Source organism: Chryseobacterium sediminis, from assembly GCF_008386505.1.
GTDB lineage: Bacteria > Bacteroidota > Bacteroidia > Flavobacteriales > Weeksellaceae > Chryseobacterium > Chryseobacterium sediminis.
This window is the reverse complement of the sequence record NZ_VUNZ01000002.1, coordinates 402,821-426,194: the sequence shown is the minus strand read 5'-3', so window position 1 is coordinate 426,194 and position 23,374 is coordinate 402,821. Positions and strand designations below refer to the sequence as shown.

At 35.9% G+C, this 23,374-nt stretch carries 24 protein-coding genes; 14 read left to right on the top strand and 10 right to left on the bottom strand.

Annotated elements, in window-relative coordinates; translation table 11 throughout:
• The first annotated feature begins 16 nt into the window (after positions 1-16).
• From FW780_RS13990 to FW780_RS13960, 7 genes are all read left to right on the top strand, one after another.
• Positions 17-1,303, top strand: a complete 1,287-nt coding sequence (locus tag FW780_RS13990; protein ID WP_149834148.1) for a cation:proton antiporter — start codon at positions 17-19, stop codon at positions 1,301-1,303.
• Positions 1,304-1,328: 25 nt separating this feature from the next.
• Positions 1,329-2,045, top strand: a complete 717-nt coding sequence (locus tag FW780_RS13985) for a DNA alkylation repair protein (RefSeq protein ID WP_149834147.1) — start codon at positions 1,329-1,331, stop codon at positions 2,043-2,045.
• Positions 2,046-2,178: 133 nt separating this feature from the next.
• The gene (locus tag FW780_RS13980; protein ID WP_149834146.1) at positions 2,179-2,847 is read left to right on the top strand and encodes a hypothetical protein; all 669 of its coding nucleotides are present in this window, start codon (positions 2,179-2,181) and stop codon (positions 2,845-2,847) included.
• Positions 2,848-2,864: 17 nt separating this feature from the next.
• Complete coding sequence (locus tag FW780_RS13975; RefSeq protein ID WP_149834145.1) at positions 2,865-4,874, top strand: hypothetical protein; 2,010 nt, start codon at positions 2,865-2,867, stop codon at positions 4,872-4,874.
• Positions 4,875-6,113, top strand: a complete 1,239-nt coding sequence (locus tag FW780_RS13970) for a hypothetical protein (protein ID WP_149834144.1) — start codon at positions 4,875-4,877, stop codon at positions 6,111-6,113.
• Between the two features lie 29 nt (positions 6,114-6,142).
• Complete coding sequence (locus FW780_RS13965) at positions 6,143-6,481, top strand: DUF6122 family protein (RefSeq protein WP_047376129.1); 339 nt, start codon at positions 6,143-6,145, stop codon at positions 6,479-6,481.
• A 66-nt stretch (positions 6,482-6,547) separates the two neighbouring features.
• Positions 6,548-7,618, top strand: a complete 1,071-nt coding sequence (locus FW780_RS13960) for a calcium:proton antiporter (protein ID WP_149834143.1) — start codon at positions 6,548-6,550, stop codon at positions 7,616-7,618.
• A gap of 78 nt (positions 7,619-7,696) precedes the next feature.
• Here FW780_RS13960 and FW780_RS13955 read toward each other — a convergent pair whose 3' ends face one another.
• Entirely contained in the window at positions 7,697-8,077 is a 381-nt protein-coding gene (locus FW780_RS13955) for a group III truncated hemoglobin (protein ID WP_149834142.1), read from the bottom strand.
• Between the two features lie 145 nt (positions 8,078-8,222).
• On the opposite strand from FW780_RS13955, the gene FW780_RS13950 reads away from it, so the two are divergent.
• The 3 genes from FW780_RS13950 to FW780_RS13940 all read left to right on the top strand — a co-directional run bounded on the left by FW780_RS13950 (position 8,223) and on the right by FW780_RS13940 (position 10,215).
• Positions 8,223-9,194, top strand: coding sequence for an ion channel (locus tag FW780_RS13950; protein WP_149834141.1), 972 nt, complete (start codon positions 8,223-8,225; stop codon positions 9,192-9,194).
• Positions 9,195-9,683 carry a YkgJ family cysteine cluster protein gene (locus FW780_RS13945; RefSeq protein WP_149834140.1) on the top strand — a complete coding sequence of 163 codons (489 nt, stop codon included), beginning with the start codon at positions 9,195-9,197 and terminating at the stop codon, positions 9,681-9,683. It abuts the gene before it with no gap.
• Between the two features lie 235 nt (positions 9,684-9,918).
• Positions 9,919-10,215 carry a hypothetical protein gene (locus FW780_RS13940; protein WP_149834139.1) on the top strand — a complete coding sequence of 99 codons (297 nt, stop codon included), beginning with the start codon at positions 9,919-9,921 and terminating at the stop codon, positions 10,213-10,215.
• Between the two features lie 44 nt (positions 10,216-10,259).
• Here the strand turns inward: FW780_RS13940 and FW780_RS13935 are convergent, their stop codons facing one another.
• The 4 genes from FW780_RS13935 to FW780_RS13920 form a co-directional block, all read right to left on the bottom strand.
• Entirely contained in the window at positions 10,260-10,628 is a 369-nt protein-coding gene (locus FW780_RS13935; RefSeq protein ID WP_149834138.1) for an iron chaperone, read from the bottom strand.
• A gap of 130 nt (positions 10,629-10,758) precedes the next feature.
• A complete protein-coding gene (gdhA, locus tag FW780_RS13930) occupies positions 10,759-12,117 on the bottom strand; it encodes an NADP-specific glutamate dehydrogenase (RefSeq protein WP_149834137.1) in 1,359 nt (452 codons plus the stop codon).
• A gap of 190 nt (positions 12,118-12,307) precedes the next feature.
• Complete coding sequence (dprA, locus tag FW780_RS13925; RefSeq protein ID WP_149834136.1) at positions 12,308-13,417, bottom strand: DNA-processing protein DprA; 1,110 nt, start codon at positions 13,415-13,417, stop codon at positions 12,308-12,310.
• Positions 13,418-13,450: 33 nt separating this feature from the next.
• Entirely contained in the window at positions 13,451-14,218 is a 768-nt protein-coding gene (locus FW780_RS13920; RefSeq protein WP_149834135.1) for a rhomboid family intramembrane serine protease, read from the bottom strand.
• Positions 14,219-14,466: 248 nt separating this feature from the next.
• Between FW780_RS13920 and FW780_RS13915 the strand changes: the two genes are divergently transcribed.
• Together FW780_RS13915 and FW780_RS13910 are read left to right on the top strand one after the other, a co-directional pair.
• Positions 14,467-15,393 carry a DUF3078 domain-containing protein gene (locus FW780_RS13915; RefSeq protein WP_149834134.1) on the top strand — a complete coding sequence of 309 codons (927 nt, stop codon included), beginning with the start codon at positions 14,467-14,469 and terminating at the stop codon, positions 15,391-15,393.
• Between the two features lie 227 nt (positions 15,394-15,620).
• Positions 15,621-16,544 (top strand): DUF3078 domain-containing protein, encoded by a 924-nt coding sequence (locus tag FW780_RS13910; protein WP_149834133.1) that lies wholly within the window; start codon positions 15,621-15,623, stop codon positions 16,542-16,544.
• A gap of 75 nt (positions 16,545-16,619) precedes the next feature.
• On the opposite strand, the gene sufD is transcribed toward FW780_RS13910, so the two are convergent.
• The 5 genes from sufD to FW780_RS13885 all read right to left on the bottom strand — a co-directional run bounded on the left by sufD (position 16,620) and on the right by FW780_RS13885 (position 21,301).
• Positions 16,620-17,927 carry a Fe-S cluster assembly protein SufD gene (sufD, locus tag FW780_RS13905; RefSeq protein WP_149834377.1) on the bottom strand — a complete coding sequence of 436 codons (1,308 nt, stop codon included), beginning with the start codon at positions 17,925-17,927 and terminating at the stop codon, positions 16,620-16,622.
• A 165-nt stretch (positions 17,928-18,092) separates the two neighbouring features.
• Positions 18,093-18,836 carry a Fe-S cluster assembly ATPase SufC gene (gene sufC, locus FW780_RS13900; RefSeq protein ID WP_149834132.1) on the bottom strand — a complete coding sequence of 248 codons (744 nt, stop codon included), beginning with the start codon at positions 18,834-18,836 and terminating at the stop codon, positions 18,093-18,095.
• 234 nt (positions 18,837-19,070) lie between these two features.
• Positions 19,071-20,519: a Fe-S cluster assembly protein SufB gene (sufB, locus tag FW780_RS13895; RefSeq protein ID WP_149834131.1), complete on the bottom strand. Its 1,449-nt coding sequence runs from the start codon at positions 20,517-20,519 to the stop codon at positions 19,071-19,073.
• Positions 20,520-20,553: 34 nt separating this feature from the next.
• On the bottom strand, positions 20,554-20,928 hold the full coding sequence (locus FW780_RS13890; protein ID WP_149834130.1) for a four helix bundle protein: 375 nt from the start codon (positions 20,926-20,928) through the stop codon (positions 20,554-20,556).
• A gap of 43 nt (positions 20,929-20,971) precedes the next feature.
• The gene (locus FW780_RS13885; RefSeq protein WP_027372006.1) at positions 20,972-21,301 is read right to left on the bottom strand and encodes a HesB/IscA family protein; all 330 of its coding nucleotides are present in this window, start codon (positions 21,299-21,301) and stop codon (positions 20,972-20,974) included.
• Between the two features lie 213 nt (positions 21,302-21,514).
• Here FW780_RS13885 and FW780_RS22580 point away from each other — a divergent pair, with 213 nt between their 5' ends.
• Both FW780_RS22580 and FW780_RS13875 read left to right on the top strand, forming a co-directional pair.
• Positions 21,515-22,453 carry a GLPGLI family protein gene (locus FW780_RS22580; protein WP_149834129.1) on the top strand — a complete coding sequence of 313 codons (939 nt, stop codon included), beginning with the start codon at positions 21,515-21,517 and terminating at the stop codon, positions 22,451-22,453.
• An 11-nt stretch (positions 22,454-22,464) separates the two neighbouring features.
• On the top strand, positions 22,465-23,316 hold the full coding sequence (locus FW780_RS13875) for a GLPGLI family protein (protein WP_149834128.1): 852 nt from the start codon (positions 22,465-22,467) through the stop codon (positions 23,314-23,316).
• Positions 23,317-23,374: the final 58 nt, after the last annotated feature.

Here is a 23,374-nt window from a genome sequence, read left to right as displayed (position 1 = left end):
AAATAAGAAACACTTAGTGGAATTATATTATTCATTTTCAGCGTTAATCGTATTAGCATCAATATTCGCATATCTCAATTACAGATTTTTAAAACTTCCAAGTACCATCGGAATTATGGTGATCGCCATTGTGGTGTCTATTTTTCTGGTAATGTTTGGAGAAACAGTACTTCCGAGAACTTTCGGACATCTTCATAACCTGATGAACGGTATCGACTTTACGGAGGTTTTGATGGGAGCTATGCTTAATTTTCTACTCTTTGCAGGGGGAATCCATATTAATATTAATGACCTGAAGGAGCAGTTCAGACCTGTAGTGATATTTTCCACGGTGGGAGTTGTGATCTCTACTTTTGTAGTGGGTTTTGGGATGTTTTATTTACTGCCTTACGTTGGCGTTAAACTTCCTTTCATCTATTGTCTTGTCTTTGGAGCATTGATTTCTCCTACCGATCCGGTGGCGGTTTTGAGTGTTCTGAAACAGGCTAACGTATCCAAATCACTGGAAACAAAAGTCGCCGGAGAATCTCTTTTCAATGATGGTATGGCGGTAGTGGTCTTTACAGTAATCTTACAGCTTGCCGTTGGAAAAGAAGTGGATCTGAGTGTTGAAACCATCGGATTGCTTTTACTTAAAGAAGCAGGAGGCGGTCTTTTATTAGGGGTTCTGTTAGGATGGGTTACTTCAAGACTGATGCGTGAAGTGGATGATTATATTATCTCTGTTTTGGTAACACTTTCTGTAGTGATGGGAGGTTACCTTATTGCAAGACAAATGCATATTTCAGGGCCACTGACTATGGTTGCAGCAGGATTATTTATGGGGAACTTCAACAGAAGTTTCAAAATGAAATCGGTTACTCAGGATTATCTTATCAAATTCTGGGAACTGATTGATGAAATCCTGAATGCCGTCTTATTCCTGTTCATCGGATTTGAACTTTTGATGATTAAAGACCTTAGACACTTCATGATTCCAGGCTTAGCAGCTATTGTGGTCGTGCTGTTTGCAAGATTTATTTCCATCTGGGGGCCTACGAAGTTTACCTCTTTAAGAAAAAGTTTCAGCCCGCAGACGGTAAAAGTTCTGGTTTGGGGAGGAATCAGAGGAGGAGTTTCCATTGCACTGGCAATGTCTATTCCTAAAAGTGAATACAGTGAGATTATTTTGAGTATTACATACTGCGTTGTAGTCTTCTCGATCATTGTTCAGGGGCTTACCATTGCCAAAGTGGCCAACCCTAATAAGATTGCAAAAGAAGAGGAAGAACAGGAGAATATTGCCTTAGAAGAGAAAGCTTAAATTGCAAATAACAGTCATTCCGGATATGAGTATAATTAAAGAAATACAGGAAGCACTAACTGTTTTATCCATTCCTGAGAAAGCAGAATTCTTTCCAAGGTTTTTCAAAACCGGAAAAGGAGAATATGGTGAAGGTGATTTGTTTCTGGGTGTTAAAGTCCCGGATCAGCGTTCTGTTGCCAAAGAATATTATCCGAAAATAAATTTGGAAGAACTCAGTACATTAATCTCTTCCAAATACCATGAACATAGGTTGACAGCTCTTTTTATGCTGATTTCAAAGTTTGAAAAAACAAAAGATAAAGCGGTAAAAGAAGAAATAGTAGCATTTTATCTTAAACATCTTTCTTATGTCAACAATTGGGATCTGGTAGACTCAAGCTGTTATAAGATTTTGGGCAGGTATTCTTTTGAAAATCAGAAAGAAAATCTTCTTAGAGAACTTTCCGAATCTGAGGAAATGTGGCACAAAAGAGTAGCCGTTGTCGGGACGATGCATTATATAAAAAAAGGATCATTTGATCTTACTAAAGAATTTGTCACCAGAAACCTGAAGCATCCTCACGATCTGATGTATAAAGCAAATGGATGGCTGTTACGCGAAATGGGGAATAAGAATGAAGGAGAACTGATCAGCTATCTGAATGTGTATTACAAAGAAATGCCGAGAACCTGTCTTCGGTATGCTATTGAAAAACTGGACGAAGATCTTCGCCAGGATTATCTGAAAGGACGTGTTTAAAAAATAATATACGGAAATAGTACCGTATTTTCCCCTAAAAAAGTACCGGGAAACAGCTATTTATGCCCAAAAAACCAAAGATTATAAGGATTTAAGGCTAAAATTGAGTAATTTTGTGCTTTTAAACCCAATCATGAAAAATTTTCTCAAATTATTTCTTTTATGTATTCCTTTGCTATTCCTCACAAGCTGTTTCGATATCCTTGATAAAGTGAATGTAAAAGTCGATGGGACAGGAGAATACACCATTATTCTGAACGCTAGCAAAAGCAAAACAAGACTGGCTTCAATCTCCAAAATGGAAACGATAAACGGGAAAAAAGTTCCCAAAAAGGCTGAAATTGAAAATAAAATCAATGAAGCGGCAAAAATTTTTAAAGGAACTTCCGGAATCAGCAACGTGAAAACATCCGTGGATTTTGATAATTATATCATCAAACTGAGCTGTAATTTCAAAAAAATTGAAAACATCAATGCCGGACTGGAAAAACTGAAAGCTCAGAAAATATTGGGCAAAATGGTCCCCACACAGGTATACAGCCAAAACCTTCAAAAAAAGACATTGACTAGAAATAAAGTCAATACCTTCAAAGAAGATTATGATAAGCTGAGCAAGGCAGATAAAGAGGTTTTTAATGATGCACAATATACTTCCATTATGCAATTTGAAAACGCAGTGAAATCACAAACGAATAGCAACTATGTGCTTTCACCCAATAAAAAAGCACTCAAACTGGAGGCTGATATCCTGGACCTGATTCTTCAGAAAAAACAAATACAAAACACAATTCTTTTTCAATAAATTTCTAAACTATAGTCATGAAATCTATCTTATTAAAAACACAAAAAATTATTTTTGTACTCTTTGGTTTTACATTGGTTTTTGCCCAAAATAGTATGAAAATTCCTGCTGATGCCGTATTTTATATGGAAGTCAACGGAAAACAGCTTAATAACAAAATCAACTGGAATAAACTGAATCCTTTGTTGCATGAATTGAGCAAAAAAAACAAAGAAAATCTTTCATGGACAGATTATTCCAAGACCGGAATCAAATATGATGCTGTTCAATACCATTATGCAAGCTTCAACGACTCCATTAAGGCGTACAATACCCATTTTATCATTGATAATAAGGAGAAGTTTCAGGAATTCATTAATTCTGTCAAGAAAAAAGGACAGGAAGTTTCTAATAAAAAGAACTATTCTTATGTAGATATCAATGACGATATTTTTGTTGCCTGGAACGGAAATCGTGCGGTTCTTAGGATGATAAGCTACACCAAACCTTACAAAGATCTTTGGTCGACAGAAGCGGTTGCAGACAGTACTGCCGTTGCAGTTGTGGACTCCGCTTATGCTGATGCCGGAGATAGTGCTTATACTGATGAGCCGGAAAAACCTTTTGATTACAAAGAGGAAATCAAAAGCCTCAAAGAAGATATTAAATATTTAAAGGAAAGCATCAAAGACAACAACAACGAGATCGCAAGAATCCAGAAGGATATCAAATACCTGCAGAAACATCATCAATATCCTGAAGAGAAAGAAAGTGCTGAAAATGAAGAGGAAATGCCTGCTGATGCTTACGATGAAGAAGAGGAGGCAGCTTACAAAAAAGAACAGGACTCTATCCGCAGAGAAAACTTTAAGATCGTTAAAAAAAATGCTGAAGATCATTTTGACCAATACTTCAGTTCAAATCTGGAAATTGAAGTTCCTAAAGAAATGCTGTCATTCAGAGATGCCAATTCCGATGTTTTCGTTTATACAGATTACGGAAGAATTGTGAACGAAGGGATCTATGGCAAGATGACGAAGTTGTACAGCTATGGACAGTTCTTTAAGAATATGTACAATTCTAACTACTCTTACAATCTCTATTTTGATAAAGATAAAGTAAGACTCGTTAATAATTATCAGCACAAAAACGCTGACATTCAAAAGAATATCTCAGCAATTTATAAAGGGAAGAAAAATAAAAAGCTGCTGGAACTGATCAATGAAAAAAGCGTTGGTTACTATGCAATGAATGTGAATGGAGCCAAATGTTTTGATATGATGTACAGTCTGCTTCAGGATTCCGGAGAAAACGAGTACAAAAAGGAAATGGAGCTGATCATGGAAACGGTAAAAATTGTTTTGGATGAAGAGGCTATTACCAAAATAGCACCAGGAAACGGAATCTTTGTTTTGAATGAACTGAAATCTAAAAAAGTAGAGTACACCGATTATGAATACGATGCTGATTTCAACGAAAAAGAAGTTAAGAAAACCAAAGAGATTGCTGTCCCTAACTTCACCTTTGCTTTTGCAACAGAGAATGAAGGCTACTGGAACCGTATTTTTGATGTAATGGCTACCAATAAAAAATTGGCTAAGAGATTCTCTAAAAAAGGAAATCTTTATACTTTTAAAGAAGAAAAGGACGGAGGATATATAGATCAGTTATTCTTCACAGTAAAAGATGGTGTTGTTTATCTGATGAGTTCAGCAGATAATATTTTACCTGTAAACCAATCTGATATTTCCAGAAAATGGGCAAAAGATTCAGCTAAATATCCATTATCGGGAAGATTGGATATCCAGAAGCTTTTAACAGGTTTAGATAAAGAATTCACAAGTCCTAAAGAGAGGAGGGCACTGGATGCCATCAGAAAAAATGTAGGAGAATTGTATTATAAAACAGAGGTGAAAGGAGAAAGCATTCAGACTGAAATGAATTATAATATTAAAGATTCTTCAGAAAACAGCTTAATGTATTTCTTTGATGTATTCGATCAGGTTTTTAAAACAAAAGAAAAAGAAGAGAAGCCACAAATCTTATAGATGAATAAAAAGAAGATTATTGTCCCGTTAGTTTTATTGCTTGCTGTTGCAGTATATTTTGTGGTTTTTCATAAAAATAAAAGCCTCAGATATATTCCTGAAAATGCAGATGCAGTGGTTTTAATTGATATTAAAAAAGTAACGGGACAGTATCTCTTCAGTCTGGTAACAAATCCCTCACATTGGTCCGCAAGTCAATCAAAGGGCAAAAGTTCAGGCTCACTGAAAGATTCGGGAATCAGAATTCCGGATTTTCTACAAATCTTCCATATTAAAGACACAAAATTTTCCGAGTGGTACAGTATTTTGGAGCTGAAAGACCCACAGAAATTCATTGCTTTTTTAAAGAAACAGAATTTTGTAGATAAAGGAAACAACCGCTTTCAGAAAGATCAGCTTTTCATTATGATCAATGGAGACCATTGTGTTGCAGGAACTTCAAATCTGGCTTTTGAAAGTATTCAGAAAAAACTTCTTAAGGCTTCTTCAAATTCTGTTCGGGATGCCGATCTGTTTATTCATAATACTACAGGAAGTATTTCTTTCATTTCAGGACAGAAAATTCAAAACTTTTCTATTGAATTACATGATAACGAAATTGAAATCAAAAACAATTCAAATTCTGAAATTTCTAATGCCATCGCGTCCAAACTTCAGAACGAAAACCACTTTCTGGAGGTAGAATTAGATAAAGAAAACATCAGGAATTTTAGCCGTTTCTTCAATAAAAATATTGCAGACTCTACACAGATAGAATACTTTAAGGCAACTGCAGATCTTGAACAGATCAACGACACGATTATCAGTTATGAATATGATGATAATTTCAATGAAGTTGAAAAAAAGACCTTTCAAAAAATTACCCAGCCCAATTATATCCTTACTATTAAAAGTAATGATCCTGGAAAAACCTGGGAATATTTCCAGTCTAAAAAGTGGATCAACAGTGAAAATCAATTTACTGCAATTCCTTTCCAGCCTAATCAAGTCAGCCGAAATAATGACGATGTTGTTATAAAATCAACCCGAACACCAGTTTCATTTTCCCCTCCGATAAAAGAAAATTATATTTTAATAAAAAATAATGCGCTGCTTTATTCTTCTTTGAAAATGCTGAGTAATACTGAAAAAAGAATCATTTCAGATATAGATTATGTGTTGTATGGAAATAAGTCAAGGGATTATTGGGTAAAAATAAAAGCAAAAAACGGAGAATTACCCTTAATTTTACGATGGTAACTATAGAAACCGAATAAAATTATCTATTAATGGCTCCATCAGATATCGCATTACTCAAAACTTTTACTCATTATTTTCTGCATCTTGTTTTTCCGGTCTTTATTGCATTGATCTTTTATCGTAAAAACTGGAAGAAGGCCTATTTTATTCTCCTTGCTACTATGCTGGTAGATCTGGACCATCTTTTCGCCAATCCTATATTTGATCCGTCAAGAGGAAGTATAGGTTTTCACTTCTTACATTCTTATTATGCCATTGCGGTGTATTTTTTGCTGCTGTTCTTTAAAGGAAATATCAGAATTATAGGAATTGGGCTTCTGTTTCATATGTTTACAGATTATCAGGACTTTAACTTCTGGCCTCATTAAAATATCATTAATATTTTCTTTTGATATTGAAATTTCTATAGATTTTTTGTATTTTGTAGTCACTTTATGAGACCTAAAGAATTTTTACATTATACCTATATTTTCCCTCTTCTTGCTGTAGGGTACTACTTTTTTGGATTAATGGGAACTGGTGTTATTTATGATATCATTGCAGGTGTTTTATTGATTGGAAGTGTTTTATCGGCAGTACACCATGCAGAAGTGGTTGCTCATAAAGTAGGGGAGCCTTTCGGTACCATTATTCTGGCCCTTTGTATCACCATTATTGAAGTTGCGCTGATCATCTCGCTGATGGTGGCCGGCGGAGATCAGGCGATCACGCTGGCCAGAGATACGGTTTTTGCCGCTGTAATGCTTATTCTGAACGGAATTCTGGGAATATGTATCCTTGTAGGTGGCGTTAAATACCATGAGCAGTTCTTCGCAAGAACCTCAGCCACTACTTATCTGGTGAGTATTGTTTCAATCTTGGTACTTACCCTGGTCCTTCCCAACTTTACTTCAAGTGTTAACGGACCTTTCTACAACGAAGCACAGCTTATTTTTATATCCATTGCCTGTCTTGTCATTTACGGTGTTTTCCTGATGGTACAGACCGTTCGTCACAGAAGCTATTTTATAGTTCCGGATGAACATCCGGAAGAACATTATATTCCGTCATTAACAAAAACGCTTATCAGTTTTGGTTTCTTGGTGGTTTGCCTTGTTATTGTAGTGCTTATGGCAAAAGGATTATCTGATACAATAGAAGGAATGGTACAAAGCCTTGGAGCCCCAAAATCTTTGGTAGGGGTTATTATTGCCGCCGTTGTTCTTCTTCCTGAAGGGGTAGCCGCCATCCGTGCCGCTAGAGCGAATCAAATACAATCAAGCTTAAATCTGGCATTAGGTTCTGCACTGGCAAGTATTGGATTAACGATTCCTGCGGTGTCAGTAGTCTGCATCATGTATGATATTCCGCTGGTGCTTGGTTTGGATAAAAAAGATGTTATCCTGCTTTCTTTATCCGTATTTATAGTAATGCTTTCATTAAGCCGTGGTAAAACAAATGTTTTGTACGGAACCGTTTTATTAGTCAATCTGGCAGCATATATCTTTACGGTAATTGTGCCTTAGATGATAAGTAAAGCTAATGTAAAATAAATTCCTCGGAATTTCGCATCCCGAACCTCGTACCCCGAATCGCGTAACTCACTAAAGTCTTCTCGCCAATTCCATCTTGAAAGCCATTAGCTTTGCGATATTTTCAGACTTATAGATGGCCATATCAGCATTTTCACCTACAAAGTTTTCTTCAATAGTAGTACGCCAAAGCTCTAGCCATCGGTCAAAATGTTTCTGTTCCATAGCCTGTATCTCATTAATCGGGAAATGAACGCCCATTGGATTTCCTTTATAAGACATCTGCCCGAAAAGGATAGATTCCCAGAAAGAATACATTTTAGGAAGATGTTTATCCCAGTCAACCTTAGCAATATCATTAAAGAAGAAACTAATGGTTTCATCCTTTACTACTTTGGCATAAAATGAATTAACCAAATGTTCAATATCCTCTCTTGATTCAAGCTTTTTCATATCCCAAATTTACTGTAAAATCAAATTGAATAAGTAATGATTTGATTGATAAAATTCATGAAAACAATATTTTATCTTTGTATCTGGAAATAAGGAGAAGTTCAATGTTTGGTAATTAAACGATTCAAAAACAAATGTTATAAAAATGACAGGAGGATTCAGAAAAAAGATCCGTCAGAAAAATGCGGAAAACAGTGGTTTCGGAACTAATGCATCCGGAAGATTTATCAATAAAGACGGCCTTCCGAATGTTCAGAGAAGAGGAGTGAATGTTTTCAACAGATTGAGCTGGTATCATACCATGCTGAATCTTTCTTCATTTCGCTTTATCTCTTATTTAGTGATAGCATATATTCTAATCAACCTCCTTTTTGCAATGATTTACTATCTGATTGGTGTAGAGCATCTTACCGGAATTGATAAAAGCGATCCGTTGAATGAATTTATCGACGTTTTTTTCTTCAGTTCCCAGACGTTTACCACAGTTGGATATGGAAGAATAGCACCGGTAGGCTTTTTGGCAAGTCTTGTGGCTACTTTTGAGGCTTTTCTGGGATTGCTTACCTTTGCCATTGCAACCGGACTTTTTTACGGAAGATTTTCAAGGCCGCGGGCATATTTAAGATTTTCCGATATAGCCGTTATTGCTCCTTTTCAGGAATCTTCGGCGCTGATGTTCAGGCTGGCTCCTTATAAAAACAACGCGCTGACAGATGCGGATGTAATTGTATCTGTAGCCATTGAGGTGATAGAAAACGGGATTGCAAAAAGCAATTTTTACAGGCTTAATACCCAGATGAGTAAAATCAATACATTAGCTCTAAACTGGACTGTGGTTCATAAAATTGATGAAAACTCTCCGTTTTATGGTTTTTCTGAAGAAGATTTTAAAAATACAGATATTGAGCTTATTGTGCAGGTGAGGGCATTTGACGAAGTATTTTCAAACACAGTAGTTCAAAGGTCTTCTTATACTACAAGAGAAATTGTTTATGGGGCCAAATTTGTTCCAATGTATTATCCAAGCAAAGAAAATCTTACAACAGTGCTGGATCTGGATAAAATAAATGAATATAAAAAAGAAGATCTTCCGGATTCAACTGGAAATAAAGAATAAATGAATTTAGATTTTTATAAAAAACAAGCGATTCAAAAGCAGAAGGAGCACAAGAAATTTCTGGACGGATTAAAGAAAAAACCGCCCAAAAACCTCGATTATATTGTACAAGAAATCCATGATGAAGTTTTTGATGAAATAGACTGTTTACAATGCGCCAATTGCTGCAAAACAACCGGTCCTTTGTACACGGAAAAGGATATTGAGCGTATTGCCAAACACCTCAGAATGAAGTCTGCCGATTTTGAAGCCAAATTTCTAAGAGTAGACGAAGACAATGATAAAGTATTGCAGAATCTTCCCTGCTTTTTCCTGAACAGTGATAATACCTGTTCTATTTATGAAGTACGGCCAAAAGCCTGTCGGGAATATCCTCATACAGACCGTAAGAAGATTTACCAGATTAATAATCTAATGTTGAAAAATACAGTGATCTGTCCGGCTGCTTTTGAGTTCGTGGAAAAAATGATGAAGAATATAACGAAGTAGATTTCAAGGATGGAAGAAGGAAGAAGGGAGCGGGAAGTATTGATAATAAAACGTTTAGCTAATATTTCACTGAAATAAACATCCAGCTTCCAGCATCACTCTTCCAGCCCAACCAATCAAACTCATTTTTGCAAAATCCTCTTAAATAATTATAAAGTACGTTAAATAAGCTTATTACACATAATTTTATAAATGATGCTTCGTTTAAGTTAAACAATCATTTAAATATTACATTATGAAAAAGTTATTTTTAACGGCAGCGTTTACATTAGTCGGAGTAATCGCAGTATCAGCACAATCAACACCACAAAAGCCGGCCGATACTTCTACTAATAACCCAACGACAACTCAAACCCAACCGAATACACAGACTACAAGTCCTTCGGATCCAAAAACTCAACAGGAAAAAACACCTGCTACAATGGAAACTGCCCCTGCAACTGACCCAACTGTAAGTACAACACCTACAGATGCAACTAAACCTGCAGATGCTCCTAAGGAGGAAAAGAAAGACAAAAAGAAGAAAAAGTAAAAGTACTTTAGCAAACACTAGTCGGAATCCTGAAATCTTGTATTTCAGGATTTTTTTTGTTCAATTTCCTCTACTTTGAATTGGATAATCTTATTAACCAAATCCAACGGGAGATCACCAGAAATAGGAAACTGTACAGCTCCTTTGGAATATGTATATTTTCTTTCTTTAAAATCCGTTTCAAAATTACTGATCCCTTCAGCTCCGGGATAAAAACCAATGTGTTTTTTATATCCGGCAAAATAAACCAAAGGTTTTCCTTTATACCTGAAAGCAGGCATCTGATATCCAATATATTCTTCCAGATCAGAAACCTGTGACTGGATGGCTTGTCTCAGTTCAAGCAGTTTTTCCTGTACTTCTATCGGGAACAGAAGAATATATTCATCAATATTTTTAAAAGTGTTTTCCATGATATAAAAATAAAAAAAGCGCTGCTAAATGCAGCGCTTTCTCCTTTCACTTTTTACTTTTTTCCCATTATCCCGGGAACAGGCTATATCAAAAAAGGTCGGGAATTTTTCCCAACCTTTGTTTTTTCTGTTACACAACTCCTTGAGCCAACATTGCTTCTGCTACTTTTACGAAGCCGGCAATATTTGCACCTTTTACGTAGTTTACATAACCGTCTTCGTCTTTTCCGTAGTCTCTACAAGCTTTGTGGATACCAATCATGATTTCCTTTAATCTTGCATCAACTTCTTCAGAAGTCCAGTTAAGACGGATAGAGTTCTGAGTCATTTCTAATCCTGATGTAGCAACACCTCCAGCATTGGAAGCTTTACCAGGAGAGAATAATACTTTATTGTCTAAGAAATAGTTGATTGCATCTAGTGTAGAAGGCATGTTAGCGGCTTCAGTTACACAAATACATCCGTTTTCAACTAGTTTTCTTGCATCATCTAAATCTAATTCGTTTTGAGTTGCAGAAGGGAAAGCAACATCACACTTCACATCCCAAGGACGTTTCCCAGCATGGAATTCAGCAGATGGATATTTTTTAGCATAATCTTCAGCTCTGTTATTTCCTGAAGATCTAAGTTCTAATAAATAATCGATCTTTTCTCCGCTTATACCGTCTTTGTCATAGATATATCCATCTGGACCAGAGATTGTTACTACTTTAGCGCCTAGTTCAGTTGCTTTTTTGATAACTCCCCAAGCTACGTTTCCGAAACCTGAAACCGTTACTGTTTTACCTTGGAAATCCTGTCCGATAGTTTTAAGCATCTGCTCAGCGAAATATACTACACCGTATCCTGTAGCTTCAGGACGGATCAGTGAACCTCCGTAAGCAAGACCTTTTCCTGTAAGAACTCCGGTAAACTCGTTTCTGATTTTCTTGTACTGCCCGAATAAATATCCGATTTCTCTTGCTCCAACACCGATATCTCCTGCAGGTACGTCTGTTTCAGGACCAATGTGCTTGCACAATTCTGTCATGAAAGCCTGGCAGAAACGCATTACTTCCATATCAGATTTACCTTGTGGATCGAAATCTGAACCTCCTTTACCACCTCCCATTGGAAGAGTTGTTAAAGAGTTTTTGAATACTTGTTCAAAAGCTAAGAACTTAAGAACTGATAAGTTTACAGTAGGGTGGAAACGAATTCCTCCTTTGTATGGCCCAATAGCAGAGTTCATTTGGATTCTGAAACCTCTGTTAACCTGAATTTCTCCTTTATCATCAACCCATGGAACTCTGAAAATAATAATTCTTTCAGCTTCAGCCATTCTTTCAAGCAGCTTCATTCCGGTATATTCTTTTTTAGTAGCAATGAATGGAATTACGGTTACGGCAACTTCTTTTACAGCCTGTAAGAACTCCGGTTCGTTAGGATTTTTTGCTTCAATTTTTGCAATAAACTCTTGGATTTTCTGGTCAATATTATATTGTTCCATATATTAAGGTTGAATATTATTGTCAACAAATTTAATTTTTTTTTCAAGATTCACAACACTCTATTTCAACATTGCTAAAAATTAAATAATAATGTTCCGTAATATTATTAAATTGATAATTTATGTTTAAATTTTATTAAAAATGAAATGTTATGTATGAAATAATGCAATATTAAGAAATCATTAAATCTTAAATTGCGATGAATTGCCTCCCGGAAAACGATTTTACTTTCCCTAAAAGTTCCAATTCCAAAATTATTGGTAAGATTTTGTGAGTCGGAAGCTGAATTTTCTGCGACAAATCATCCAAAGAAATCTGAGGTTGGTTCTTAATAGATTGATGTATTAAATGTTGATTATCAGATAATTGTATTACTGTCTCGCTATAAGGAAATAACTCTTCAATTTTTTCTTTAGGACTATTAAATCCCAGCATGCTGATAAGATCTTTTATGGTAGAAATGGCTGTTGCTTTGTTATGGAAAATCAACTGATTACATCCCTGGCTGCAGATATCTGTAATTTTCCCGGGAAGGGCAAAGACATCACGATTGTAATCATTGGCAAAAGTGGCGGTGCTTACAGATCCTCCTCCAAAACCGGTTTCTACTACAATGGTTGCGGGAGACATTCCTGCTACAATTCTGTTTCTTTGTATGAAGTTTTCACGATCTGGTTTTTTGGAAGAACTGAACTCTGTGATTAACGCTCCTCCTTCCTGAATGATTTTCTCAGAAAGTTTCCTGTTTTTTGCCGGATATAAATATTGAAAGCCGTGTGCAAGAACTCCTACTGTAGGTTTGTGATAACGAATAGACTGCTCATGAACCTCTTTGTCAACTCCCAGAGCAAGTCCGCTTACTGATGTATATGTTGAAGATTGAGAGGATTCAAAAAAGTCTTCAATGAACTGCCGGCCATATGATGTCATATTTCTGGTTCCTACAATGCTTACCTTTGAAATGGAATCATCTATGTTCCCTTTTTGATAAAGAATAACAGGAGCATCATTACATTCATTAAGAAGGAAAGGTGTTTCACTAAGATGTTTCAGCCTGATCTGAATATTATTCTTTTCGCAAAAATTTAATTCTTCTTCTGCGAATTTCAAATGATTGCTATTCCCAATGTCTGAAACTGTTTTTTGTCCTATCCCTTCTATTTTTTTATATTCTTTTTTTGCTCTTTTCCATGCTTCCTGTGCGTTTCCAAAAGTACGGACGAGTTTATGAAAATGAATATTGCCAATGTGGCTGCATTCACGCAGAGCGATTGAATAAAAGTATTCTTCGGAAATCATGTGTGTTTTTTTTCAAATGTAGTGAATTAAGCGTTACTTCTTCCTTAATTCATCCAAATGATCCCAGATATCATCTCTTTTTTTATACGGAAGTTCCATAAAATCTTCCGGATGGTTTTCCTTGTATTCCTGCCACAGTTTATCATCCTTTTCACTGTAATAATTAGGAAATTCCCAAATGAACTTTTTCTTCTTTTCCCCTACATTTTTGAAGGCAAACGCAATCATACTTCCCACTATTGCTCCGGAAAGATGGGCTTGCCATGAAATTTTACTCGGTTCCTGCATATTATAAAACAGTTCTTCCGGCAGCATTCCCCATACCAAGCTTCCATAATACAATACAACAAGCATTGAAATGGTAAGAAGTTTTGTATTCCATTTAAATACCCCGCTGAAAAAAAGAAAGAAGGCAAGTACATAGACCACACCACTGGCTCCTATTGTACATGTATACATATATTCGCCAGAGAAAATGTCAATAGGAGGAAGAAGCCATACTAAAAGCCCTGTTGCCAGCCAGCCGATAATAAAAACTTTATTGGCAACTAAAGGGTAAAACTGATAGAGCAAAAACATAAGAGCAGCTATCGGAATTGAATTCCCAATAATATGATCAATATTTCCATGCAAAAGAGGAGAGGTAACAATACCTAGCAATCCTTCAGGCAAAAGTGGAATGATCGCACCAAAGCAGCTTTGAAAAAAGCCCTGCATTTGTAAGAAATACCCGAACCACATCGCGGAAAGCATCAGCAAAGGGTATATAATCGCTCTTTTGGAAATTGCATTTTTAAACATGAGGATTTTACGTCAAATCAAAAGCCAATGATAAATTTCGGAAAATTTGTCGATGAATCAATTTCTACCTGCCTGATTTTAAGACAAAAGGTTTCAAATTTATTTTTTAAACTTATTATTTTGGCATTGATTTTATAGAGATATCTTATTGTTAGGTAATTAAACTTTATGAATTGGCATTCTTTAAAGCTGAATTTACCTTTAAAAAAAATTATATTAATACTTTTGCATTGAAAATTATTTGAGTAATGAAGAAGTTTTTATTGATTCTTTCCTTTTTTATGGGGATTTATGCAAGTGCACAAGAAGAATTGAAGAAAGATTCTGTTGTGGTAGACACAGTAAAATACTGGTCAGTGATAGGAAAAAATACATTAATGATCAACCAGGCTGCCTTTTCAAACTGGGTAGGAGGTGGAGCCAACAACGTAGGATGGCTTGCCGGCATCAATTACAACCTGACGTATGAAAAAAATAACGACCTCTGGGAGAATATCATTATCCTGGGGTATGGACAGAATGATACGAAAGGATTGGGAATAAGAAAAACGCAGGATGTTATCAATGTTTCTACCAATTATGGGCGAAAATTCTCAAAAAGCTGGTATTTCTCTCTGGGAGCGGGATTACAATCACAATTTGCTGCAGGATATGAAGATGGAAACAATCCTGAGGCAAAAAAGATCTCGAATTTCATGGCTCCAGGTTACCTGAATGTTGGTATGGGTATCACTTACAGACCGAATGATGATCTTACGGTAACTTTACGCCCTACCAACGCCAGATGGACATTTGTATTAGATAAAGACCTTCAGACAGCAGGAAGCTATGGTTTGAAAAACGATGGAGATTCTTCTTTATTGCAGTTCGGTTTCCTTGGAACAGCAATTTATAAGCTGAAAATAATGGAAGATATTTACCTGACGAATACAGCCTCGGTCTTCTCGAATTATCTTGACCGTCCCGACAGATTGGTTCTTGCTTATGGTGCCCTTTTGAACCTGAAAGTAAACAAATATATTTCATCCAATGTAACCGTAGATTTGCTGTATGATCACAACCAAATCGAAAAGACACAGCTGAAACAAACCCTTGGAATAGGATTCGCTTATACGCTTGATAATGGTGTGAAACGTTCTGACCGTAAGGACAGCCAATGGTGGATTAAAAAATAGTATTGAATAATCAATTTTAATAGAAAAACACTTCAGAAATGAGGTGTTTTTTGTTTTTAAAATACTGTTGTTTTAAGTTGATTTAAGTTTGGAGTACAATGTGTGGTTGTTTAAACGGTTTGTATTCATTGTGTTATAAGCGAAAAATCAATGGTGTTAAATTCATTTTAAAGTGAATTTTATTTAGGCGTAGATTATTATTTATACATTTGTAATAAATCGACATTATGAAAAAACTTTTATTGATCAGTTCCATTTCTTTTGGAGCGATAGCTTTGGCGCAAGAAACAAAAACAGATGCTCCGGCAGCAGATACCGTTAAAGCCTGGTCTATTCAGGGACAAAATACATTAATGCTTAATCAGGCTGCCTTTTCAAACTGGGTAGGAGGAGGAGCCAACAACGTAGGATGGCTTGCCGGTGTCAATTACAACCTGACATATGAGAAAGGGAAAGATCTTTGGGAAAATATCATTATTCTCGGTTACGGACAGAATAATACCCAGGGAACAGGGGTGAGAAAAACGCAGGATATTATTAACCTTTCTACAAACTATGGTAGAAAATTTGCGGAAAGCTGGTATTTCTCAGCAGGAGCAGGCCTTCAGACTCAGTTTGCTCCGGGATATGAAGATGGAAACAATCCTGATGCTAAAAAGATTTCCAATTTCATGGCTCCGGGATATCTGAATGTGGGTGCAGGGGTTACCTACCGTCCTAATGATAATTTGACCGTAACTTTACGTCCTGCCAATGCGAGGTGGACTTTTGTTTTAGATAAGGATCTTCAAACTGCGGGAACATATGGGCTTAAAAATGATGGGGATTCATCACTTTTCCAGTTCGGTTTCCTTGGAACAGCGATCTATAAGATCAAAATCATGGAGAATATTAATCTGACTAATACAGCGTCTGTATTTTCAAATTATCTGGATCATCCGGATAGATTGGTATTGGCTTATGGAGCAGTCTTAAATATGAAAATCAATAAATATATTTCATCCAATATTACCCTGGATCTGCTGTATGACCATAATCAGATCTGGAAAACACAGCTGAAGCAGACATTGGGCGTAGGTTTGGCGTACAATTTTGATAATGGTAAGAAACGTTCAGATAATAAGGATAACCAAGGCTGGTTAAAGAAATAAACGAAACAAGATACACGTAAGAAATAAAAAAGCACTTCAAAAAGAAGTGCTTTTTCGTATCAATATATATAAGTCTTAGAATTCTATATCTACTTCTAGTTTCTCTGCCAACAGCTTTGAAATTTTCTCTTTTAGAGGTTCAATATCAATGTTCTGCATGGCATCATTTGCGAAAGCATATAAAAGTAATGCCTGAGCTTCTTTTTTAGAGATTCCTCTTGCTCTCAGATAGAATAAAGCATCTTCATTCAGCTGGCCTACCGTACACCCGTGAGAACATTTTACATCATCTGCAAAGATCTCCAACTGAGGTTTTGTATCGATGCTTGCCCCTTCACTTAGTAACACGTTATTGTTTTGCTGATAAGCGTTTGTTTTCTGAGCAATTTTATCTACAAAAACTTTACCGTTGAAAACTCCGTGAGCATTGCCATCAAAGATTCCTTTATAGTTCTGATAACTTTCACAGTTCGGGAAGTTATGGTGAACTGCCGTATGGTGGTCTACCAGCTGATCTTTCCCGATGATTGTGATTCCGTTCATGAATGAATTGATATTTGATCCATTATGAATAAAATCAAGGTTGTTTCTTACCAGTTTACCTCCGAAAGAGAAAGTATTTACAGTCGTTAAACTGTCTTTCTCCTGTCTTGCAAACGTATTGTCGATAAGATATGTAGTGTTGTTATCATTCTGAAGCTTATGCCAGTCAGCTTTTGCATTAGGATATGTAAAGATCTCCGTTACAGAGTTTGTCAATACATACGTGCTGTCAAAATTATGGTGGCTTTCAATCACTTCTACTTTTGCTCCTTCTTCTACGATCAAAAGGTTTCTTGTATTGTAGAATGTATTTTCTTCCTGGTTCTGAGAGATGTAAAAAACGTGGATTGGTTTTTCAATCACTACATTTTTAGGAACCTTCAAAAAGAAACCGTATTTGCAGTAAGCAAGGTTTAAGTTGGTAAAAGCCTGTTCTTTGGAAGCGATGCTGTTGAAGTACTTTTCAAAAACTTCTTTATGCTTCTCATCATTCAGTGCATAGTTGAATGAAAGGAACTCTACATTTTCGATAGAAACTTTTGAAAGCTCCTTATGAAGTTTACCATTTACAAAAACAATCCAATCAAAGTTTTCTTCGCCAAGGTGCAGTTCATCAAACTGCTCTTTAGTGATGTTGTGGCTCTCTTTCGGGAAGAAGTTGTAGCTTTTTTCCGTGATTTCCTTTAGATTGGTATATTTATATTCTTCGTCTTTTTTTGTCGGAAAACCAACACTTTGAAACCTTTGAAGAGCTGCTTTTCTGCTGTCATCCAGAAACCTGTGACGAAGACTCTCCAAAAATTCATTATGGTTCTCTATGATCTGTTCTTTTAATGCCATTACTGGTATATCTGTGGTTTGCACCATTTTTTCTTTTTTTTTGAACTAAAATATTGCTATTCCGAGGAACAGGGAATCCAGTTTTTAATGTTAGAGATTCTTTATTTTACTACGTTTCACGAATGACTGCGAAAATTATAATCTCTGAAATAATACATTTTCTTCTTAGTTAAGAAGCCAGTCGTAACCTTTTTCTTCAAGTTCTAACGCTAAAGATTTATCACCTGTTTTGATGATTTTTCCATCTGCTAAAACGTGAACGAAATCAGGTTGAATATAGTTAAGCAATCTCTGATAGTGTGTAATCAAAAGAACTGCATTTCCTTCATTTTTAAAGTGATTTACCCCATCTGCTACGATTCTTAAAGCGTCGATATCCAATCCGGAATCGGTCTCATCAAGAATAGCCAATTTAGGATTAAGCATCATCATTTGGAAGATCTCGTTTCTTTTCTTTTCACCTCCGGAGAATCCCTCGTTTAATGATCTTGAAAGGAAATCTTTCTTGATGCCTAGTTTTTCAGATTTTTCACGGATTAACGCAAGCATTTCTTTTGCCGGCATTTCTTCCAATCCATTTGCTTTTCTTGTTTCGTTTAAAGCAGCTTTGATAAAGTTCGTTACAGAAACTCCCGGAATTTCCACTGGATACTGGAAAGAAAGGAAAATTCCCTTGTGGGCTCTATCTTCAGGAGCATCTTCAACGATATCTTCTCCTTGGAAAAGAATCTCTCCACCAGTCACTTCGTAATCTTCTTTTCCAGCGATTACAGAAGAAAGGGTAGATTTCCCAGCTCCGTTTGGCCCCATGATAGCGTGAACTTCGCCTGGCTTTATTTCAAGATTAATACCTTTTAATATTTCTGCGCCATCTTCAATTTTGGCGTGAAGGTCTTTAATTTGTAACATTCTTGCTAACTTTTTCTTTTTATAATTGTGTGAGCTTCCCCGCTGTATATATAATAATACCATTATCTACAGTATTCTCAACAGAGGAAGAGAAGCTTTTATATATTTTATGTTTGTAATAATCTTTTGTGAAGATTACAACTTATATTTCCGTATAAACGGTTTTAATCTGATAAAAACACTGAAAACCTTGCCATTAAACAGTTCGTTTTTATCTGAAATTCTCATTGAAATTTATCCCACTGAACCTTCCAGTGAAATTTCCAATAATTTCTGTGCTTCAATAGCAAATTCCATTGGAAGCTTATTTAAAACTTCTTTACTGAAACCATTCACAATCAGGGCAATTGCTCTTTCTGTGTCAATACCTCTCTGGTTACAGTAGAAAATCTGATCTTCCCCGATTTTTGAAGTCGTTGCCTCATGCTCTAACTGCGCAGTAGGGTCTTTGATTTCAATATAAGGGAAAGTATGGGCCCCACATTCATTACCCATCAGTAGAGAGTCACATTGGGAGAAGTTTCTTGCCCCTTTTGCTGAAGGCATTACCTTCACCTGTCCTCTGTATGAGTTTTGAGATTTTCCTGCAGAAATACCTTTTGAAATAATCGTTGATTTGGTATTCTTTCCAATGTGGATCATTTTCGTTCCTGTATCCGCATACTGGTGGTTGTTGGTTACCGCAATAGAGTAGAACTCTCCGATAGATCCGTCACCTTTCAGAATACAAGAAGGATATTTCCATGTTACTGCCGAACCTGTTTCTACCTGTGTCCATGAGATTTTTGCATTTCTTTCGCAAAGTCCTCTTTTCGTTACAAAGTTGAATACCCCTCCTTTACCTTCTTCATTACCTGGATACCAGTTCTGAACAGTTGAATATTTAATCTCAGCTCCGTCTAAAGCAATTAGTTCCACTACCGCAGCGTGAAGTTGGTTTTCATCTCTTGATGGTGCTGTACACCCTTCAAGGTAAGAAACATAACTTCCCTCATCAGCTACAAGAAGTGTTCTTTCAAACTGTCCTGTTCCTGCCTGGTTGATACGGAAATAAGTAGAAAGCTCCATTGGGCATTTTACCCCTTTAGGAATATAACAGAAACTTCCGTCAGAGAATACTGCGGAATTCAATGCTGCATAGAAATTATCTCCTCTCGGAACTACTTTTCCAAGATATTTTCTTACTAAATCAGGATGGTTTTTAATGGCCTCAGAGATTGAACAGAAAATAATTCCTTTCTCTGCCAATGTATCCTGGAAAGTAGTTTTCACAGAAATTGAGTCCATTACAATATCTACGGCAACTCCTGAAAGTCTTTTTTGCTCTTCGATATTGATTCCTAATTTTGCAAATGTTTTTAACAATTCAGGATCTACTTCGTCAAGACTTGCCAGTTCTGGCTTTACTTTAGGAGCAGCATAGTAACGGATTGCTTGAAAATCTGGTTTTTCATATTTGATATTTGCCCAGTTAGGCTCTACCATTTTTTGCCAGATTTTGAAAGATTCCAATCGCCATTCGGTCATCCATTCCGGCTCTTCTTTTTTAGCAGAGATCGCACGGATGATATCCTCGTTTAAACCGATCGGGAAATCTTCATAATCAATCTTCGTTTCCCAACCGAATTCATATTTTTTATTTTCTAAATCGACTCTTAGATCGTCTTCTGTATACTTCATAATTATTAAGAGATTAAGGTATTAAGAAATTTAGATATTACTTGTTACCTGAATTGCTCCTTTCCAAATATTTAATAAAATGATAGATTTCCTTTGCTATATCCAAACATTCGGTGTTCAGTGCATTGAAAGTCTCATCATTGATTTTTTCTAAGCTATATAAAACAAACAGCATATTTCTTACCTCTGCACAACTTCCTTTTGATATCCAGAGAAATCTGATAAATTGTTTGTTACTTCCATATTCAGAGCCTTCAGCAATATTATTTGTTATTGATAAAACTGCTCTTTTTATTTGGTCTTTAAGTGAAAATTCTTTTTGTAAATTTTCGTTATCAAGAAGTTTAAAAATAGCGACTGTAAAAGAAATTGATTTTTTATAAATCGGAAAACTTTCAAAGGATACAGTCATAAATGCTTTCTAAATTTCTTAATCTTTTAATTTTAAAATTCTTTTAAAGACTAAATGATTCTCCACATCCACATGTTCTGGATGCATTCGGGTTGTTAAAAACGAACCCTTTTCCGTTCAATCCTCCTGAATACTCAAGAGTTGTTCCTGCCAAATAAAGGATGGATTTTTTATCTATAATAATTTTGATGTTATTATCTTCAAAAATCTGATCTGTGTCTGTTTTTTGGTTATCAAACTTTAAAACATACTCTAAACCAGAGCATCCGCCGCTTTTCACCCCTACTCTTATATAATCTTCAGCAGGGTTAAAACCATCTTCAGTCATCAACTGGATAGCTTTCTCCTTTGCATAGTCTGATACTTTTATCATTGTATTTATTTAGAATGATTTAATGATGCAAAAATACGAACTAATTTCCGCAATCTCAAATCGAAGATATCTATTTTAATGATTCTTATATTAATAGCGATTTTAGAAAGCATGATTTATGTTAAAATTAGATAAATTTCTTATCCTGATGTGAAGATTTTACTTATGATTTTAACCTTGAACGGCATTTTCTATCTATAAAGAAAATTGGTAATGAGACAAAGTACAGTAATTTTTTTTGTGTTGTTTTTCACTGCATTGTCTTATGGGCAGACCACAAGATATGTCTATGAAACGCTGGTAAACCCGGATTCTATCAATCTGGTAAGTATGAAAAGTGAAAGAACTTTTCTGGATGTTAAAGGTGACCGGTCCTTATTTATCAGTGAAAGTAAATTGACAAGAGACTCTCTTTTTACTGCTCTAAGATCAGAAATGAAGGAAAATAAAAAAGAGGAAAAAGATTTTTCAAAACAGGAAGGAAGAAAACATTTTGAACCTACTTTCTTTGAATATTTTATTACGAAGAGTATTCCGGATCAGAAAGTGTATTACTATGAAAAGGAAGCAGGAAAACAAATTTACTATCAGGAAGACCGACCTGTAAAATGGGAAATAACCGATGTTGTTGAGAAACAAAACGGATATTCCTCCCAAAAAGCAGTTACAGAATTTGGAGGAAGAATCTGGACAGCATGGTTCACAAAAGAAATTCCTGTGTCTGACGGACCTTATAAATTCTCTGGATTACCGGGACTGATTGTGAAACTGGAAGATGATAAAGGAGATTATAAATTTGATCTTGTTAAAAAAATTACCGTTAAAAATGCATTTGAAGAACAAATAAATTCTGATGCTAAACAAAGTACCAGAATTAATTTTCATGGTGATAAAGCAGCGCTGGAGCTGGAATTTGGTAAAAACAGAAAAACTATGGCTGGAAATATCGGAGCTGGAAATATGAATGCCGGAGGTGGAAGGCACGGCGGTGGAATGAATGGAGGAGGAATGAGAGGTGGCGGACACGGTGGTGGTGGGATGCATAGAGGTGGAATGGGTGGTGAGAGCCAAAGTTCTCCTATGCCACAAGGCTCACCGGCTGATGTTCCTTCCTTTACGAACACAGCCCAGAACCCAATTGAATTAAAATAAAGAAAATATAAATGAAAAAATTAGGTATTATCGCATTGGCACTCTTCATACAGAATGTTTCTGCACAGACTAACAGGTTTGTGTATCAGGTGACTATGAAGCCGGATGCAGAAAATAAAACAGACATCAAGACAGAAAATGCTTATCTGGATATTTCTCCGGAAAAATCTGTATTTTATTCTGAAAACAGGATCAAAAGAGACTCTGTTATGCAAAAGGCATTTCAAGGCGGAGGCGGAAGAGGAAGTATCAACAGAGATCAGATGGAAAGTCTGAGAACGAATATCAATTATTCTGTAGAAAAAGATAAGAAGAATCAAAAGATGTTTTTTAAAGACAGAATTGGCAGAGATATTTATTCATATGAAGAAGACCGACCTATGAACTGGAAAATTGCTTCAGAAACAAGAAAAATAGGAGAGTATAAAGTTCAAAAGGCTGAAACTGATTTTGGGGGAAGAAAATGGACTGCCTGGTTTACAACTGATCTTCCTTATCAGGATGGACCTTACAAGTTTGGAGGCCTTCCGGGGCTGATCGTAAAAGTAGAAGATGATAAAGGTGAATATTCCTTTGATTTAATGAAGAATTACAAAATCGCTGAATTTCCTACTTTGAACCAGTTTGGAAATACTTTAAAAGTGAAAAGAACAGATTATTTAAAACAACAGCAAAAATTTAAGACTGATCCTATGTCATTCATGAATCAAAGTGCCGGAGGTATTTCTGCTCCAATGAGAGTCGGCGGCGGTGGAAGAGGTCCTGGTGGTGGAAACCAAAATCCAGCAGACATGAGAAAAAGAATGGAAGAAAGGGTAAAAGAAGAAGCTAAGAAAAATTCTAATCCAATCGAATTGCAATAAATAAAAAATGCGGTCTCAATTTGAGACCGCATTTTTATTATATAATCTGGATGATTAA